The sequence below is a fragment of the Winogradskyella vidalii genome (genome assembly GCF_013403955.1).
GTDB lineage: Bacteria > Bacteroidota > Bacteroidia > Flavobacteriales > Flavobacteriaceae > Winogradskyella > Winogradskyella vidalii.
In genome coordinates, this window is sequence record NZ_JABFDG010000005.1 from 154,716 (window position 1) to 167,893 (window position 13,178).

The window sequence follows — 13,178 nt, forward strand, 5'->3', positions numbered from 1 at the left end:
TGAGCTCTTTATAAACATTATTAATGATGTCGCTAAAGTGGTTTCAATTGAATACCACTCAAAATAGCTTTTCCTTTTATAGAATCAAAAGTTACTTTTATGCCTTCACCATTTTTAGCCGTAATTGTTTTCTTAATACGTAGCGGATAATTATAACCATAATCTTTAAGTAAATCAATCGTTTTAATTTTGTCTTCGTTAATAATTAAGTCAAAATACCGAATACCACCTTTATGATAAGGCGATTCATTTGTAATGAACTTTCTAGGATAGGGATAAGGTTCCATAAAATAAAGTTCGATTTCGTAACTGCCGTCTGGGACATCAAATTGATAAGCTTTAATATCAACAAGCATGGTTTGATATAATGGTGTTAAATTCGTTATACCTTGCACATTCTCTTTAGTGCCTATTTTATTGCCAATATATAAAGGTTGTCCGCCTATAGAACCCCAACTTCCTGCTTCATAGGTTTTATTTGATATCCAAATTTCATCAGTTTGCTCGTTATAAAAGCTATGATTACTTCCAAGGTTAACCCGAATTGTTTCACGCTGTTGGGTTGAATTAAAAGGCAGTGTTTTGTGCTCTAATTCTAGCCGGTCAGAAGTGTTTTTGGTTACGGCTTCTAGTATAAACTTTCCACTCGCAAGTTTCGGATTAAATGTTGTTTTATAATTTTCAACTTTTTTATTTTCGAATAATTCTCCATTTATAAATAGTTTTACATAGGGTTCATTGCTGTAAATATCAATAGCGACTTCTGCTGTGCTGTCTTTGGTTATTGAGGTTCTCTTTTTATAATTTGTTTCTGCAATTTTAACAAAAGGTGTTTTCAATAAATAGGCTTGAAACAAATAGTATGGATCTTTTAATTCGCGTTCAGCAGTTAATAATCCTTTTTGATTCCAATGCGATTTTGTATCCATACGACTTTCAGAATTAAAGTCCGATAAAGCCCATACCGCCGCACCTGCAACAAAATCTCGTTCTTCAATTTGTTGAAGAAAACTTTCCATCATTCTTTTCTGACCTTCCATTGTAAAATCAAACCGTTCGGGGTGTTGGCTGTGTAATCTGGTATCACTTCCTGCGCCAAACTCACTAACAATTAAGTTGCGTTCTGGGTAAAGTTCATGTTGTCGATCTAGAAACGTTCCAAAATCTTCAAAATCGTCATAATACCAACCATGATAAAGATTCCAACCAGCAACCTGTGGAATGGTATCTAAACCAGATGCTTCATATAAAGGATAATTGTGCATGGCCATAGCTGTATATCGCGACGGATCTTCTTTACGAGCAATACCATCTAATGTTTTAGCTAAATTTAGTGTTGCTTCTGTGTGTTTTTCTACTAGGCTGTCTTCTAAAAAGCGATGACTCCAAAATATTTCATTCATATAACCCCATAATATTACGGAAGGATGATTATAGTTTTGCCTAATCATTTCTTTTAACTGCGTTTCAGAATTTTGATTAAATTCATCTGATATTGTAATTTCATTAACTAGCGGAATTTCTTCCCAAACCAATAAACCTAATCGGTCAGCTGCTTTTAATATTGCAGGATCTTGCGGGTAATGTGCTAAACGCAAAAAATTAGCACCCATAGCTTTTAATAATTTTAGGTCGCGTTGATGAAGTCCGTCTGGTAAAGCATTTCCTAAATTAGGAAAATCTTGATGTCGGCTAGCGCCTATCAATTTTAAATGTTCGCCATTGATAAAGAAACCCTTATTGGGGTCAAAATGAAATTCTCTTATGCCTGTTGTAATAGTTAAATTATCTATGGGTTTATTGTCTTTCAAAATTTTTAAAACCACACGATACAAATTTGGGGTGTCTGGATGCCATAATTCTGGTTGTAAAACTTCTATTGTTTCAGAAAAATGAGTGGTTTTAGAATTTAAGGTTATTGACTTTGTTTTACTTAATAAAGTTGTTCCTTTAGGTGAGATAATGTGATATTCTAAATCGTATTTTGAAGTCGTTTCAATCTCATGATTTATAGTGCCTTTGAGCGCTAAAGTAGCTTTATTTTCGGTTAAGGAATCTGTATTAATAAAAACACCAGAGCTACCATAATTATCCAAGGAGAAATGCGTTTTAGCAGTTTTTATAAGGTATAAATCACGATAAATACCACCATAAAATGTAAAGTCAGCAGAAAGTGGTGGTATGTTTTTATTATGTGCATTATCAACTTTTATCAGTATAGTATTGTCTTCCTTTTTTAAATAAGGGGTAATATTAATACTAAAGGCTGTGTAGCCACCATGATGTTCTCCTGCTTTTTGGCCGTTAATGAATACAGTTGTAGATTGATTTGAACCTTCAAAATGTAAATAATAATTATACTTTTCAATATCTGTTGAAATATGTAATGGTTTAGAATACCAGCCTTCACCTCTAAAATACCCTTTTTTGCCATCGTTCAACACATCTTCTGCATTCCAAGAATGAGGTAAGTTAATGATAGACCAGTTTGAAAAATTAGATGGATTAGTAGTCGATAGCTTTCCCTGATGGAAATACCAATGCGAATTTAAAGTCTGTTTACTGCGTTGTTGTGCGTTTGAGCCAATGTAGCTTAGGACACAAAAAAATAAGACCATAAGAGTCTTATACGTATAAGAATTAGTCATAGAGTTCAGTTACAATCACATATCTGAACTAATGAAGAAAAAAATATATTTAAATAAAAAAGCTGTTGCGAAGATATTAAATTAATTTTAAGAATGACAAATTGATGTTAGATATTAAATTAGTTTGCTTAGTTTTCGCAAATTTTAATTTTTAATGAAACCATTATTAATTCTACTATTTAGTTTTTTTTATTTTGGTGTTTCTGCTCAAGAAACAGCATTAGAGGATGCTTATTTTGATAAATTAACGATTGAAGATGGCTTGTCACAAAGTACCGTTTTAAGTATTTATCAAGATTATTATGGTTTTATGTGGTTTGGAACACGCAATGGACTTAATTTATATAACGGCAATAAGGTTGAGATTTTTAAGCACAAGGTTGGAGACTCTACAAGTATTTCTGGGAATATTATAAATTCAATTGTAGAAGATTATAGAAAGCGAATCTGGATGGCTACAGAGAGCGGTATCAGCGTTTATCATAGAGATACAAAACATTTTGAAAATTATTATATTCAAGATGAATTTTTGAGAAATGGCGATTCAAAAATCAATAAACTTTTCTTCGACTCACAGCAACAATTATGGGTAGCAGGTGCATTTGGTTTCCTAGGTTTTGATGAAGACACGAAGATGTTTTTTGAACCCAAAGCGGTAAAAGCTCATAGAGAAACAAACGGTAATATTTACGTTAATGATATTCAAGAAGATAAAAATGATAATTTATGGATTGCGACAGGTAGTAATGGTTTTTTAAAACTAAATCTAAAATCTAATCGCGTTGAGTCTATAAACTTATTAAATGATGTAAAAAACCAACCTCGGATTGAAACAATTCAATTTGCAGATTCGGGCAATGTTTGGGTAGGAACTTATGGCGATGGTGTCTTTTTAATTACTAGTACAGGCGACGTTGTAAAAAGGTATCATACAGCATCAACGGGTAACAAAACAATTTCTAATGACTTTGTTCGCTGTATGGTTAAAGACTCTCAGAACCGTTTATGGATAGGTACTTTTAATGGTTTAACCATTATTCATCCTAACGGAAATTCAGAATTTATTAGCTATTCAGAAACCAATTTAAAAGGGCTCAATCATAATAGTATTCGTTCGTTGTTTCGCGATAGAAAAGGAAGTATATGGATTGGTACTTATTTTGGAGGTCTCAACATTTATGATGAACACAACCAACAATTTAATCATTTTTATCATAGTGAAGGCAACTCTAATTCTATTTCATATAATGTTATAGGTGCATTTACAGAAGGCAAACAGGATGAATTGTATATTGGAACCGAACGAGGCGGCTTAAATACATATAATCCTTCAACTAAAAAATTTAGTCAAATTAGGGATGATTTTGATAATAAAAGTACTATCAAAGCTTTGTGTACTACACCCGATGGAAAAATTTGGGCAGGCTTATTCAATCGTGGTTTATATGTGTATAACCCACAGCAACCCAATTTAGAGCTTCAAAAAGTTATAGGTAAGGACCATTTTCCTGAAAATCCAATCATCAATTATCTATACCATCACCAAGGAAAATTATGGATTGCCACAGATGCCAATGGCGTATATTGTTTTAATCTAAAAACAAAACAATTTGAAGATTATAAGCATCAAAATACGTTAAATAAAGCTATCGGTTATTCGCCTGTGAAGCAAATTTTTTATTTAAAAAACAAGATGGTATTGGTGACCAAAGGTAAAGGGCTTATCTTTTTTGATTCAGAATCTGGAGTTACTAAAACCATAGTAAATTATAATATCGATGGTAAAATAGTAAAACTAAATGAGTTGAATTCTGCTTATTTGAAAGGAGCTAATTTGTGGTTGGCTTCAAATGGCGAAGGTGTTTTGGTTTATAATTTAAATACCGAAAAAACCATTCAGATAGAAGCCAGTAAAGGCTTAAGCAGTAACACTATTTATGGTTTTTTAGAGGATAAACACTACAGCATATGGACGGTGTCTTTAAACGGTATAAGTTTATTGAATACTTCAGAAATGACTGTTGAAAAAAACTATACTTATAAATCCGGAATGCCACTATATGAAGTAAACGAAGGTGCTTTTTATAAAACAAACAATGAAAGTTTTCTGATTGGAGGAAATAATGGTTTTACCAAGTTTAACCCAGAGCAGCTTCAAGATAATAATTATAATCCTCAGCCTGTACTCACCGAATTAAAAGTGATGAATACTATTGTAACACCAGGGGATAATTCTGGTGTACTTAAAACCTCTATTCAAGAAAGTGAACACATCACCTTAAGTTATTTTCAATCTGTTTTGAGTATCAGTTTCGCTATGCTTAATTATTTACATCCAGAAAATAATGAATATGCCTATCAACTCGAAGGTTTTGATGAAGATTGGATAGAGTCGCAACAGCAGCAAATGGTAACTTATACAAACCTAAAAAGTGGTGATTATAAGTTTATGGTAAAGGCTGCCAATAATGATGGCGTTTGGAGTCAAAAACCACGAATTCTCAGCATTACAGTGTTGCCTCCACCATGGCAAACTTGGTGGGCTTATGTAATTTATACATTATTAATTATTGGCGGATTTTATTTAATTCGTTACAACGCGATTAAGAGTACACAACTTAAGCACGACCTAAAAGTAGAGCAGTTAGAGAAAGCGAAATGGAAAGAAATACATGAGCTTAAACTAAAGTATTATACAGATGTGTCGCATGAGTTCAGAACACCTCTAAGTTTAATTTTAGCACCCATGGAAGAGTTGCTAAATTTTAAACAAGAAAATACGTATGCAAGTGCTTTACTAAAGCGAATTTTCTATAATGCTAAACGTTTAAAATTGTTAATAGATCAGGTTTTAGAAATTAGAGAATTAGAAACTGGGCATACAGCACTGAATCTGTCTCCCATTTATCTAGATACCTATATTGAAGATATTTTTTATTCCTTTGAAACCTTAGCAAAAAATAAGAAGATAAAAGTCGATTTTAAAGTTAAGAAACCATTAGAGATTCCGGTGATGGTAGATAAGGATAAAATAGAAAAAATCTTTTTCAACTTGTTTTCAAATGCGATTAAATTTACAGCGAAACATGGTTTGGTAAAAGTTATCATTAGAAGTAATAAAATAGCTGCTGTTATAAACTATAATTTTGAAATTATAGATACAGGAGTTGGAATTCCTGATGATATGAAGGCAAAAATATTTGATCGTTTTCAAAAAGGTAAATCAGAGGAAAGTGGAACGGGTATTGGGCTTTCCTTAGCAAAATCTTTAACGGAACTTATGTCTGGTACCATTAAAATTAGTGATAACCCCAATGGTGGAACTATTTTTAATGTTAAATTACCATTACAAGTGGTAAATGATATAAATATCAGTTCTGTAAAGCCAACCTTAGAATATACACCGCTTGTTCCTGTCTTGCCAGAAAAAGGAAGTACTTTAAAAAAACAAAAAGCGAAACAAGATGATGATTTGTCAAAGTTGCTTATCGTTGAAGATAATAAAGAGCTGAGAACTTATTTGCGTGATAGACTAAAAAATAGTTACAACGTAAAAACAGCTTCCAACGGAAAAAATGGTTTTGAAAAAGCAAAGAAATTTGGTCCAAATCTTATCATTAGTGATATTATGATGCCAGAGGTTTCAGGTATAGAACTTTGTAAAGCCATTAAGGCGAGTAAAGAATTAAGCCATATTCCTGTAATTCTATTAACTGCCAAAAACACAGAAATAAATAAATTAGAAGGTCTAGAGTTTGGCGCCGATGATTATATCACAAAGCCTTTTAGTTGGGTTGAATTACAATTTCGGATAAAAAATATTCTTAAAAACCGAACATTATTACAACAACGCTGGAAAGATCTATCGTCTTCACCTATAAAAGATTACGGATCCATAAATAGTTATGACGAAAAGTTGATGAAAGAGATTTTTCAGGTTATAGAAGAAAAAATTGAAAATCATGAATTTACTGTCGAAATTCTAGCAGAAAAAATCGGAATGAGTCGTGTACATTTATACCGAAAGATAAAATCTCTAACAGGTGAAACACCTAATAAGTTGATACGAACGGCACGTTTAGATAAAGCTAAAATACTATTAAAAACGGGTAAGTATAAGCCAGCAGAAGTGGCCGATCGGGTTGGTTTTCAAGATGTAAAATATTTTAGTAAAAGTTTTAAGAAATTTACAGGGCAAAATCCTTCCGAATTTCACAAACAATAAAATAAGAATAAATTTATAGCTGTTTTAAACGGTTTTATCTTCCAAATATACACGAGTATGTGGCAAACTTTCAGGATAGTTTTTTTGAATAAATTCAATCATTTTTTCTCTAACATGAACGCGTAAATCCCAAGCCGTTGGAGAATTCTTAGCACTGACTAATATCCGAGATTCAACAGTGCGCTCTTTAGCGTCGGTAACCTGTAGTACGTTCACTTGTTTATCCCATAGTGGGGTGTTTTCTAATACTTTAGTTAATTCTTTTCTTAATTCATCAAAAGGAATACGATAATCGGTATTCAAGAAAACAGAACCGATAATATCAGCAGAGGTTCTGGTCCAATTTTGAAAAGGGTTTTCTAAAAAGTAGGTAGAAGGTAAAACTAATCTTCTTTTATCCCAAAGTCGAATCACAACATAGGTTAAGTTGATTTCTTCAATCCAGCCCCATTCATTTTCAACAACAACGGCATCATCAATTCTAAAAGGCTGTGTAAATGCAATTTGAATTCCTGCTAACAAAGCCCCAACCACTTTTTGTGCGGATAAACCAATAATGATTCCGGCTAAACCAGCAGAAGCAAATATACCGTAACCAATTTTTTTAATATTATCAAAGGAGAGGAGAATAAAACCTGTAGCAAATAGGAAAATTATGAAAATAATAATTTTTTCAAGCAAATTAATTTGCGTGTACATTTTTCTGGCTTCCAAATTATCTTCGGCAGAAATATCATAACGTTTTAAAAAGAGTAACTTGCCTTTTCTTAGTAAAATTATAAATAACCAAGCAAAACAGGCAATTAAGAAATTGTTTTTCTGAGAGACAAGTATTGAGTTTTCTAATCCTTCGACTCCTGATAAACTACTAACGTAACTAGCAATACTTTGAATATTGAAAAATAACAGAATTAATAAAATACAAATAATAATAGGAGCGTACTTTTTCATAAAAAAGAAACGTTTTTTGGTTCATCAGTAATTTATTTGATTTTAGTTAGACACACAAGTATAACACCGATAAATCTAGATTTATAGGCTGTTTTTATAATAATGAAAAATTAAATTCTTGTAATTACAGATATTATAATAGATACATTTGTTTATTAATGAATATGTAATGGCGCTATGATTTATACTTTTTAAAGCTATAACAATATTATTTTAGTTTATTATTGGTGAATAAGCGTATAATTCAATAGTTCAAACGCTATCCATTTTATTACATTTATAATTTATGAATAAACTCAACGATGTACTCAACAGTTTTTCTTCCTTAGCTTGGGGATTACCTTTACTTATTTTGTTAATTGGTGGTGGCTTGTATTTATTAATACGTTCTCACTTTTTACCATTTCGGTATTTAGGACATGCTTTAAATGTGCTCAGGGGGAAATATGATGACCCTAATGATCCTGGTGAAATTTCCCATTTTCAAGCCTTAACAACAGCCTTGTCGGCAACTGTAGGTATGGGGAATATTGCAGGTGTTGCTGTGGCTATTTCTATCGGTGGACCAGGAGCTGTGTTTTGGATGTGGATTAGTGCTGTGGTTGGGATGTCAACAAAATTTTTTACATCAACGCTCGCTATAATGTATAGAGGTAAAGATAGTGCAGGTGAAATTCAAGGTGGACCAATGTACTTCATTGTTGAGGGGTTAGGAAAGTCTTGGAAACCATTAGCTGTATTTTTCAGCCTTTGTGGTCTCATTGGAGCCTTACCGGTTTTTAATGTGAATCAACTTACACAGGCTCTAAATGATATTTTATTAATCCCAAATGGTGTTGAAGTAGGTTTAAAATCGAATCTAATTATTGGTTTCATATTAATAAGTATTACCGCTCTAGTTATATTAGGTGGTATTAAACGCATCGGAACTGTGGCATCACGATTAGTGCCAAGTATGGTTGCTTTATATTTTGTATTGGTTATTATCATTTTGGTAGCGCATAGCGATGTTTTATTATATTATTTAAAACTCATATTTACAGATGCATTTGCTGCTAATTATTATCCAGAAGATGATACGTTTTTAGGCGGTGTTTTAGGGGCTTTAATCCTTCATGGTATAAAACGTGGCGCATTTTCTAATGAAGCCGGAATTGGTACAGCACCCATGGCGCATGGCGCAGCCAAAACAGATGAACCCATCCGAGAAGGTTTGGTGGCTATGTTAGGACCTGCAATAGATACATTAATTGTTTGTACGTTGACGGCTTTGGCGATTTTGGTCACCGGAGTTTGGGAAACCACCTCAGATAATGGAGTAAGTCTTACCGCTTCTGCTTTTGCTGATGTAATACCTAGTTACGGTAAGTACTTACTACTGATTTGTATTACTGTTTTTAGCATGAGTTCCTTGTTCTCCTATTCGTATTATGGCACAAAATGTATGTCGTTTCTGTTTGGTGCAGATAAAAAACACTACTACAACTATTTCTATATTTTAAGTATTTTGATTGGTGCAACCACAAGCTTAAGTATGATGATTAACCTCATTGATGGCGTGTTTGCCTTGATGGCAATTCCAACAATGCTAGCAACAATACTATTAGCACCAAAAGTGACAAGGGAACTAAAAAGTTATACCAAGCGCATAAAAAATGAATGATTATTTGCTAATAGAGGCCTTAAATTGTTGTGGTGTCATCATTTCCATTTTCTTAAATTGTCTGTTGAAATAACTTGTATTATTAAACCCAGATTTGAAGGCAATCTCAGACATTCTTAAATTTTGAGAGGTTTTAATCAGTTGTTTTGAAAATTTAATCTTTTCAGAATTAATATAGTCGATAGGTGAAATGCCTAAAGTATTTTTAAATTGCTTATGAAAGTGAGAGGTGCTCATATAAGCTTTCTTTGCCAATTGATCAACACTGATATCTTTATTTGTTAAATTATCTTTAATAAACTTTATAACGGTACCAATTCTAGTATCCGAGAAAATAGGAGAATCATTTGTAATTAGGGATTTAGCCTTAGTTTGAAGCAACCTTACAATTAATTCTTGGATCATTAAGTCCAAAAGGACATCTTTAGAAGTATTGGTATTAGTAAAGGTGTACGTTAGACGTTCAATTAAATGATTAACGGCTGTATTATTTATTAAATGAGAGGTTGTAGCATCTAAATTCCAAGTATTATTTTCATTTTCAATAGTCACATTATGGTTAAACTTACCCACAACCTCTTCAATTTTAAAAGCATCAATACCTAAAGCTAAACATTGGGTTGGTTTACTTTTTGTTGCCACTGGGAAATCTATAACCATTTCCTTATGAGTTGGCATTACAACGGATTCACCTGGAAAAAAATCAAAAGCATTAAACCCTTCTAAGTGCATTACTTTTTTTCCTGTAAGCATGCTAGCAATAATAGGAAAGTCGAATTTAAGAGATACTTGCTCTGCAGTTATATGGGTTTCATAGATGTTTAACTCTGCATATTCGGCATTGTAAGTTGTTCTGTTTTCAACTAAAGTGCTTAGTTTTCTATTGCTTCTTTTATGGTTTATTAAGGCTTTCATATTCAATGATACTAAAAAATAGTCTTAAAAATAGTTAATAATAGATATGTTCAAATATATAATAAATATGTTCAGTATATTTAGAATATGATAAAATAACTTTGACAAAATTATTAAATAGTCAATATTTTGGCTTTTAAATTATAAACTAATAAATAAACACATTAAGGTATGAGTTATTCTAAACCAAAATTTAAAGAAAGGTATTCCAATTTTATCAATGGAAAATTTGTGCCACCAGTAGGTGGAGATTATTTTAAAAACACATCGCCTGTCGATGGAACTTTAATTTCAGAATACCCCAGATCGCAAAAAGAAGATGTAGAAAATGCTGTTAATGCAGCTAATGCCGCAAAAGAAGCTTGGGGAAATACTTCTGCTGCTGAACGCGCATCCCTATTAAATAAAGTAGCTGATATTATAGAAGAAAATTTAGAAGAGTTTGCAATCGTAGAAACTTGTGATAACGGAAAACCAATTAGAGAAACACTGAATGCAGACATCCCTTTGTCGGTAGATCACTGGCGTTATTTTGCAGCATGTATTCGGTCTGAAGAAGGCAGTGCTACAGAATTAGACCAAAACACCTTGTCCATGAATATTAAGGAACCATTAGGGGTTATTGGTCAAATTATCCCATGGAATTTTCCTCTGTTAATGTTATCATGGAAATTACCACCTGCTTTAGTAACTGGTAATTGTGTGGTTTTAAAACCTGCAGAACAAACACCAGCATCAGCAACCTTATTAATGGAAAAAATAGCCGATGTATTTCCTCCAGGGGTCTTAAATATTGTTCATGGTTTTGGACCAGAAGCTGGTAAACCATTAGCATCGAGTCCTAAAGTAGATAAAGTAGCTTTTACAGGTGAAACAACAACCGGACAGTTAATTATGCAATATGCCTCTAAAAACTTAAATCCTGTGACTATGGAGTTGGGAGGGAAGTCGCCTAACATATTCTTTAATAGTGTGATGGATGAGGATGATGCGTATTTAGATAAAGCTATAGAAGGAGCCGTATTATTTGCTTTTAATAAAGGGGAGGTTTGTACTTGTCCATCAAGAATTTTAGTGCAAGAAGATATATATGATGCGTTTATGGAACGTGTTGTAGCTAGAACCAATGCTATTATTCAAGGTAATCCTTACGATGTAAATACTCAGGTGGGAGCTCAAGCCTCTAATGATCAGTATGAGAAAATTCAATCGTATTTTAAAATAGGAAAAGAAGAAGGTGCAAAAGTCTTAACTGGTGGTGAAGCTAATAAATTAGAAGGTGATTTTTCAAATGGGTTTTATATTAAACCAACCATTTTAGAAGGACATAATAAAATGCGCGTTTTTCAAGAAGAAATTTTTGGACCAGTCGTTTGTGTAACTAAATTTAAAGATGAAGCCGAAGCTTTAGAAATTGCTAATGATACGATGTACGGATTAGGAGCAGGCGTTTGGACGAGAGATGCACACCAGTTGTATCAAATCCCAAGAGCGATTAAAGCAGGACGTGTTTGGGTGAATTGTTACCATGCCTATCCGGCACATGCACCATTTGGTGGCTATAAAAAATCAGGATTTGGTAGAGAAAATCATTTAATGATGATGAGCCATTATAGACAAACAAAAAACATGCTAATTTCTTACGACAAGAATAAATTAGGGTTCTTTTAGAAATTATTAATAGCAGATTAAGGCTGAATTTGTAGGAGTAATTCAGCCTTATTTTTTAATAGCCACTGATATATGAAACGCGTAGAAATAACAGATAAAGCAGTTGCAGTTGTCAAACAGTTAAAAGCCAAGCATGGGGATTTAATTTTTCACCAAAGTGGCGGCTGTTGTGACGGTTCTGCACCAATGATTTTTGAAAAAGGAGAGATGTACTTAGATGAAAGTGATATTCATTTAGGTAATGTTTCAGGTGTTGATTTTTATATGAATCAAGATCAATTTGAATATTGGAAACATACCCATTTAACCGTTGATGTAACAGAAGGTCGAGGCGCTAGTTTTTCGTTAGAAATTCCTTTAGGGCTTCGGTTTATTATTCATTCGCGTTTATTAACCAAAGAAGAAGACACTTATTTTAATAGTTAAGTGTAAACATTGTTTCTAATTTTAATCCAAAAGGGCTTATATACATGGTGTATAAGCTCTTTTTTTTATTTTAATATTTTTACGAGGTATAATAGTGAATTTGATACTTTTTGATTGTTATTTTTAGTAAAGTGTAAATATTTTAACGATTTAGTATGATTTTTATTGCTAATTTGATATATTTATGCTAAATAAGTATATATGACTATAGGTTTATGTCCAAATTGTGGTAGTGATCAGTATGTTAAGAGCGGAATAGTTAATAATAGACAACGTTTTAAGTGTAAAAAATGTAACTATTATTTTACGGTTAACAAGATGGGGAAGAAGATAGATGATTATTACGTTAATAAGTCCTTACAACTTTATTTAGAGGGACTCACTTATAGAGAAATTGAGCGCATTCTTGGAATTTCTCACGTTAGTGTGATGAATTGGGTAAAAAAATACAATATTAAGCGGCCTTATAATACTAATTACCACCCAACGTATAAGATTTTGAATGCTAGTGAGCTTGGGCGATATTTTTCAGAAACAGAAAATATAAAAGGCGCAGGGGTTATTGTTACTGAGTTAGGCGATAAATTTATGTTGATTAAATGGGAGCGATTTAAAGATTAGTATATCAAATTAACAAATAAATATATAAAATATTAATTAAACCCATGTTTTTAAGAGC

At 32.5% G+C, this 13,178-nt stretch carries 8 protein-coding genes and 1 pseudogene; 6 read left to right on the forward strand and 3 right to left on the reverse strand.

What is annotated here, in order from left to right; genetic code table 11:
• Positions 1-32 precede the first annotated feature (32 nt).
• Entirely contained in the window at positions 33-2,648 is a 2,616-nt protein-coding gene (locus HM982_RS12730; RefSeq protein WP_179353624.1) for a glycoside hydrolase family 2 TIM barrel-domain containing protein, read from the reverse strand.
• A 154-nt stretch (positions 2,649-2,802) separates the two neighbouring features.
• On the opposite strand from HM982_RS12730, the gene HM982_RS12735 reads away from it, so the two are divergent.
• Positions 2,803-6,873 carry a hybrid sensor histidine kinase/response regulator transcription factor gene (locus HM982_RS12735; protein ID WP_179353625.1) on the forward strand — a complete coding sequence of 1,357 codons (4,071 nt, stop codon included), beginning with the start codon at positions 2,803-2,805 and terminating at the stop codon, positions 6,871-6,873.
• Positions 6,874-6,897: 24 nt separating this feature from the next.
• Here HM982_RS12735 and HM982_RS12740 read toward each other — a convergent pair whose 3' ends face one another.
• Complete coding sequence (locus HM982_RS12740) at positions 6,898-7,824, reverse strand: mechanosensitive ion channel family protein (protein ID WP_179353626.1); 927 nt, start codon at positions 7,822-7,824, stop codon at positions 6,898-6,900.
• Positions 7,825-8,110: 286 nt separating this feature from the next.
• On the opposite strand from HM982_RS12740, the gene HM982_RS12745 reads away from it, so the two are divergent.
• A complete protein-coding gene (locus tag HM982_RS12745; protein ID WP_179353627.1) occupies positions 8,111-9,487 on the forward strand; it encodes an alanine/glycine:cation symporter family protein in 1,377 nt (458 codons plus the stop codon).
• Here HM982_RS12745 and HM982_RS12750 read toward each other — a convergent pair whose 3' ends face one another.
• The gene (locus tag HM982_RS12750) at positions 9,488-10,402 is read right to left on the reverse strand and encodes an AraC family transcriptional regulator (RefSeq protein WP_179353628.1); all 915 of its coding nucleotides are present in this window, start codon (positions 10,400-10,402) and stop codon (positions 9,488-9,490) included. It abuts the gene before it with no gap.
• A 171-nt stretch (positions 10,403-10,573) separates the two neighbouring features.
• Between HM982_RS12750 and HM982_RS12755 the strand changes: the two genes are divergently transcribed.
• The 4 genes and pseudogenes from HM982_RS12755 (at position 10,574) to HM982_RS12765 (ending at position 13,120) form a co-directional block, all read left to right on the forward strand.
• Entirely contained in the window at positions 10,574-12,073 is a 1,500-nt protein-coding gene (locus tag HM982_RS12755) for an aldehyde dehydrogenase family protein (RefSeq protein ID WP_179353629.1), read from the forward strand.
• Between the two features lie 72 nt (positions 12,074-12,145).
• Positions 12,146-12,499 (forward strand): DUF779 domain-containing protein, encoded by a 354-nt coding sequence (locus HM982_RS12760; protein WP_179353630.1) that lies wholly within the window; start codon positions 12,146-12,148, stop codon positions 12,497-12,499.
• A 201-nt stretch (positions 12,500-12,700) separates the two neighbouring features.
• Positions 12,701-12,799: pseudogene (locus HM982_RS18725) on the forward strand (transposase-like zinc-binding domain-containing protein); the annotation flags it as partial.
• Positions 12,800-12,817: 18 nt separating this feature from the next.
• Positions 12,818-13,120: a helix-turn-helix domain-containing protein gene (locus HM982_RS12765; RefSeq protein WP_179353631.1), complete on the forward strand. Its 303-nt coding sequence runs from the start codon at positions 12,818-12,820 to the stop codon at positions 13,118-13,120.
• Positions 13,121-13,178: the final 58 nt, after the last annotated feature.

Excerpts from the sequence above, each read along its gene's own strand:
- HM982_RS12765 (WP_179353631.1), top strand. The coding sequence starts at position 12,818 with ATGGGGAAGAAGATAGATGATTATTACGTTAATAAGTCCTTACAACTT.
- HM982_RS12735 (WP_179353625.1), top strand. The coding sequence starts at position 2,803 with ATGAAACCATTATTAATTCTACTATTTAGTTTTTTTTATTTTGGTGTT.
- HM982_RS12750 (WP_179353628.1), bottom strand. The coding sequence starts at position 10,402 with ATGAAAGCCTTAATAAACCATAAAAGAAGCAATAGAAAACTAAGCACT.
- HM982_RS12755 (WP_179353629.1), top strand. The coding sequence starts at position 10,574 with ATGAGTTATTCTAAACCAAAATTTAAAGAAAGGTATTCCAATTTTATC.
- HM982_RS12730 (WP_179353624.1), bottom strand. The coding sequence starts at position 2,648 with ATGACTAATTCTTATACGTATAAGACTCTTATGGTCTTATTTTTTTGT.
- HM982_RS12740 (WP_179353626.1), bottom strand. The coding sequence starts at position 7,824 with ATGAAAAAGTACGCTCCTATTATTATTTGTATTTTATTAATTCTGTTA.
- HM982_RS12760 (WP_179353630.1), top strand. The coding sequence starts at position 12,146 with ATGAAACGCGTAGAAATAACAGATAAAGCAGTTGCAGTTGTCAAACAG.
- HM982_RS12745 (WP_179353627.1), top strand. The coding sequence starts at position 8,111 with ATGAATAAACTCAACGATGTACTCAACAGTTTTTCTTCCTTAGCTTGG.